This is a genomic window from Photobacterium damselae, from assembly GCF_003026815.1.
Classification (GTDB): domain Bacteria; phylum Pseudomonadota; class Gammaproteobacteria; order Enterobacterales; family Vibrionaceae; genus Photobacterium; species Photobacterium damselae.
Genome location: NZ_PYOG01000067.1, coordinates 1 through 5,214, shown reverse-complemented (window position 1 = coordinate 5,214; position 5,214 = coordinate 1). Strand labels below are relative to the sequence as shown.

Sequence of the window (5,214 nt, the reverse complement as noted above, 5' to 3'; positions counted from 1 at the left end):
GGCGTTCGGCTTCGGTGGCGTGTCGAGTGATTTCAGTCATGAAAACACGGGTAAACTCTTCTGAAAACCCCATTTTTTCCAGTAACGATTTCTGATTAGCTTCTAACTCATCTTTCCATGTTTTGTAATATTTATGGACTGTGGATGTACTGCTGACATCCGGTAGCATGGATAAAACAATCCGTACACTCACCTTCTGGCCTTTAGAATAAAGGTCATTACAAATCATCGTCACTTTATCTTGTAACTGCTCACCACTTAGAGAAATACCCATCGTCACACCTAAATCCACTCAACCAACATGATGAACAAAGGATACACAACAATGAGAACAGCATCAACGAACGAACGCTGTTCGTTCGTTTTAATGTGACCTATATTGTGTTATTCTTTGGAACTAAATAACGAGTCATAACCAAGGAAATATCTACATGTCAGAAACCATCAGCGTGTTATTAAACCTACGAACTTTACGCGCACAATCTAGAGAATTAACCCTAGAGCAATTACAAGAAGGTTTAGAGAAGCTAACACAAGTGGTTAATGAAAGAGTTCAGGAAGAAGAGCAGCTACGCGCAGAAAACCGAGAGAAAGAGGAGAAGTTAGAAACTTACCGTCAATTGCTTTTGGCTGACGGTATTGATCCAGAAGAATTGATCGCAACAATGTCGACATCTAAAACAAATAAATCGACAAGAGCTCCCCGTCCAGCGAAATATCGTTATACAGACGAAAACGGGCAAGATAAAACTTGGACAGGTCAAGGTCGCACACCGAAGTTCTTAGCAGATAAGGACCTAAACGATTACCTGATTTAATGGTAAAGCCCTTACCCTCACCGTCTAAACGGAGAGACTCTCATGGCAAGGGCTTATGAACGAACCCCGATGCCCGCCCATAAGGATAAATCTATCAAAATCAGCGCCGAATTGAAAACCGAAGTAAGGGAAATCAGCCCACACCTGTGCAGATAACAAACAATTACACTTAGCTCAGTAAAAAATGCCCTCACCTTTCGTAGTCTAAGCCGCGAACCTCTACTTAGGACTACAAAAATGGTGGACTTTACTGGTAAGAGAAACCGCTTCATGTGTGGAATGTTGTAATATTTGAACAATCAAAAAAGTAACGAGGAGAAAAACATTGATTGACAGATATTAATCTACTGTTAGAAAAAAAGACCAACTTTGGCTGATCTTTTTTCTTCAATACCAACAGAGTTAGTTAATATTAATATTGGTTGTTTTTGAATTTCGAAGAGATTGATTACGAGCATCTATCGTTGAGTTGAGCTTATCAGTCTCAGTCTTAACCGCTTTGCGATATTGTTCATGTACAACGTTCTCTGTTTCCTCATTTCGTTGATCCGTTCGTAGCTTACGATCAAAAGCAGCATCTTCCAGCATTTCTTGTCGTTCTTGAGCCGTCAAACGTCCTTTACCCTGATATTGAGTATCATGAGCGCGCTGGAAAGAACGACCTTGTGTCGTATCTAAACGAACAGTTAAACGTCCTGATTGATAACTTCTAACAAAAACCGGAGAACCTTCAATTAATGGTGCTTGATCTACCTGATAGATTTCTAACAACTCGCCCCCTTTCTGAGTCTGAACGGTATAACGATAAGCATCAACCAAATCTGGCTCACTTAAGTTATCAGCCAAAAGTGCAAGTCCACCAATCACTGCAGCACCAACACCAATTGCAGCGCCTGTTCGATCCGAGCTCAACATAGCGCCAGTCAAACCACCGGCTACTAAACCACTACCTGCAACTTGTACTCCCTGATTCTTAAGTTGCTCAGGTTTCACTTTGACAGGATCATAAGTCAGCACAACCCCTCGGATCATGCCAACCATTTTATCATTCACATCAACAACGTTAGCATCAAGACTATTACGCTGGGCTTGCTGAGTTGATTGACATCCCATCATAGGAGCAAGAACAGCTGCACTAATAAAAAGTGCGATTACTTTTTTATTATTCATGTATGAAAACCTAGACTAAAATTGAAAATCGCAGGATTTTACAGTCAAACCAAGGTTATAACACACATAAATATGCTTGTAGCACAAACAATCTAGATCCTCATCACAATTCATATTCATTAAAAGCCTTCAGCCCCCGTTTTTTCATACCTATTTTAATGTTGTTCTTAAGTAAACAATCGATGCAATACTTAATGAGAATAGAGAGGTTTCTGTTATTTAGAGTGAATACCTTATTTTATTTGTGCCTATTTATTCTCAAGCACAATCCCGTTATGTTATCAAAGGTGTAGTTAGGGTACTTGATTGTGTCACGATTAACTAAAATACCATTTGGTCAACGTGTTGGTAGTAACACATTAGTTGCAATCGATGATGTACCTAATGGGAAAAATTGCGATTATGTCTGCCCATCGTGTCAATCGACATTAATCGCGACACGGTCATAAAAATATCCATCATTTTTCTCACGTCAAATCGAATGTAGTTAAGTATTGTACTTATAATCTATTCTTTTCCATTCGTATGATGTACTTACGATTACTCCCCTATCATCCCGCCTAAATCTCAATCCCTCATCGTCAATGATTACGATAACAGGCTATCTAAACAATAATACGCCCTTACCTTTTCAGCAGTCGGTTACGCCTGAAAAGAAATAGTCATCACTGTTATTAAAATGAATCATAAGATTGGAGATCAAACTTTCGCATTTATTCATCGAAAACAAGACTCTCCGATTACGATATCATTATTGCCATAAGAGGTGGCCACAAAAGATGGGGACATTTGTCCCCAATGCTACGCTCGATGTCGCAACTAGAAGGGGATAAGACGTTTAACTGAGCTTGCACAAGTTTCCACAACAACGAGCTCTGCCAGATATGCTTCGCAATCTCGCATTTATAACGATAATAAGCCAACTATGTAGGCTTATCTTGACTATGCCCGTTTGGCCTCGCAGACTTTAAGGGTATTTTTTCTGCATTATAGGATGAAGTAAGATGTGAGCTTGCTTTTTTAAGTCATTCCACTCAGTCATTTCAGCCATGAATAATTTGGAATCCTGTATGGCAGCCAATAACTCTTGAACTCGCTCTGATTCGATGAATAACGATATAGGTGCCACCTGTATACCATCATCAGAAAAACAATGCTCGATATGGTCAGGTAAGATATAAATCACATCAGCAACCGAGATAACATCTGGGTTAAATAGCTTAGAATCAAAGTCATACTCAGTATTAAGCAGCTCCATCAACTGAAACAGCGAATATGCATCGGTTGTGTCCTGACGATGTTTGTTTGCCAGTTGATTTAACTCAATGAGTTTCACTTCCAAATTCCCCTCTTGATTTCGGCCAATACCTATCATGGTCTTCAACTCAGCTTTAACCAACTTATATTTAGGGGATTTAAATTTGGGTTTTAAATAGCGCACTAATATCTTATTGCGTTTAATAGTTGGAACAAACCGAGCTGATGTACTCACCTCACTATAGAGGTGTAGCAGAGCATTATCCACAACATCAGATAGCAAGGCATGGTAAGGATTATTAGACAAAATACACCTTAATCTATAACACTAGACATTCATCAAAAAAACGATACGATACAGGTTCACTGTTATTAAATAGTGAACATTGAGTAAAAACTATACGCGTAAGACACTATCCCCCGAAAGACTTTCTGCCTTTCAGGGGATATTATCATGTCTTCGTCGATATTTTTATCCGTCCACTCATCTTGCTTACGCTCCGCCAGTTCCCTATCCATCAAATTCGTAATAGATATCTCAGTGACAAACAATCCGCTGACTTCTTCGCTGCTTTTAGTGTTTTCATGAATTGTAGTGGCATAGTGAATTTGGTCACTTAGTTAGAGGTGATATTATTGCCTCATAAGTTAACGAGTGACAACATGACTAAACGTACAAAACGACTATTTAGTGCAGAATTTAAGTTAGAAGCAGCGCAGTTAGTTCTAGATCAAAACCACTCAGTGACTGAAGCAGCCCAAGCCATGAACGTGGGCAAATCCACGATGGATAAATGGGTTCGTCAGCTCAGAGAAGAGCGCCAGGGGAAAACACCGAAAGCTTCGCCTATAACCCCTGAACAAATAGAAATTCGGGAATTGATACTGAAACTGTAAAACTTCGCAGCTTGGTCAGCGAGGCGCACACTGCAAGCAATGGTTCAGCGGGAGCGAGAATCATTGCAGATATAGCCACAAATCAGGGTATAAAGCTGAGCCGATACCAAGCAACAAAGCTTATGAAAACGCTTGGTTTAGTGAGTTTCCAACAGCCAAAGCATCGTTACAGAAAGACTTCACAAGAGCATATTGAAATTTCAAATCACTTAGGTCGCCAGTTTATGGTTACCGCACCAAATGAAGTCAGGGCTGGCTTTTGGACAGGTAATCGGTGGATGTATTTAGCGGTTGTTATCGATCTTTTTGCCCGCACAGTGATTGGTTGATCGATGTCGTTATCACCTGATTCTAGGCTAACAGGCAAAGCTCTTTCGATGGCTTATGAATCTCGCGGTAAGCCTAAAGGTATCATGTCCCACAGCGATCAAGGTAGTCACTATACCAGTCGTAAATACCGCCAATTACTGTGGCGTTTTCAAGAAATAAACTTAACTATTCCAACTTGCTCCTACTTAATCTCACTTTACAGATTATTTCACCTCAATATGTTCATCTTAATGCTTAACACTTCTTCTACTATACAATACGATACTTTTATATCAAAAGGTTATTATCGATGAACGGATATAATCATAATCTGTAATTAAAGATGACAATATTGAACTATAATATAATTAAGGAACTTATTAAAATAAATTAGCTCCTTAATTTTCAATTGGACAAATAATGAATGATTTTGATTTTTCATCAAAATCTAGTTTGGCGTAAAATCTAATCGAGTAATTTTAGGCATAGTAGAACCCCAAATATTATAGCAACCATTAACCCATCCTGACACTTTAGCACCCGAGTGCATAGAGGCTAACAAACCAGAATACATTTCTTTAAAAAGTAGATTTTCTTTCGGTAATACATATATCCCATTATTATCACATGACTCTTTATGAATAGTATCTTCTGAAAAATAAACGAGAACATTACCAGAATCATGAATAACTATTTTAGTCACATTTTTAGTTCCAAAATCTGAATTAGCAGATACACTAAATGCTGTTCTCTTATACACATC

The 5,214-nt window shown here is 38.8% G+C and carries 4 protein-coding genes and 2 pseudogenes; 2 read left to right on the top strand and 4 right to left on the bottom strand.

The features are described 5' to 3' along the window. Window positions 1–274 (bottom strand): annotated as a pseudogene (locus CTN07_RS22020) (DNA-binding protein); the annotation flags it as partial. 157 nt (window positions 275–431) lie between these two features. On the opposite strand from CTN07_RS22020, the gene CTN07_RS22015 reads away from it, so the two are divergent. Beyond that, window positions 432–818 (top strand): H-NS family histone-like protein, encoded by a 387-nt coding sequence (locus tag CTN07_RS22015; protein WP_005306970.1) that lies wholly within the window; start codon window positions 432–434, stop codon window positions 816–818. 402 nt (window positions 819–1,220) lie between these two features. On the opposite strand, the gene CTN07_RS22010 is transcribed toward CTN07_RS22015, so the two are convergent. Then, window positions 1,221–1,988 carry a glycine zipper family protein gene (locus tag CTN07_RS22010; RefSeq protein ID WP_005306973.1) on the bottom strand — a complete coding sequence of 256 codons (768 nt, stop codon included), beginning with the start codon at window positions 1,986–1,988 and terminating at the stop codon, window positions 1,221–1,223. Window positions 1,989–2,955: 967 nt separating this feature from the next. Next, entirely contained in the window at window positions 2,956–3,552 is a 597-nt protein-coding gene (locus tag CTN07_RS22005) for a DUF2913 family protein (RefSeq protein WP_005306975.1), read from the bottom strand. A gap of 356 nt (window positions 3,553–3,908) precedes the next feature. On the opposite strand from CTN07_RS22005, the pseudogene CTN07_RS22000 reads away from it, so the two are divergent. Further along, window positions 3,909–4,624: pseudogene (locus CTN07_RS22000) on the top strand (DDE-type integrase/transposase/recombinase); the annotation flags it as partial. A 275-nt stretch (window positions 4,625–4,899) separates the two neighbouring features. On the opposite strand, the gene CTN07_RS22910 reads toward CTN07_RS22000, so the two are convergent. Beyond that, window positions 4,900–5,214 (bottom strand): hypothetical protein (locus CTN07_RS22910; RefSeq protein ID WP_107183765.1); only part of this gene is annotated, 315 nt, incomplete at its 5' end.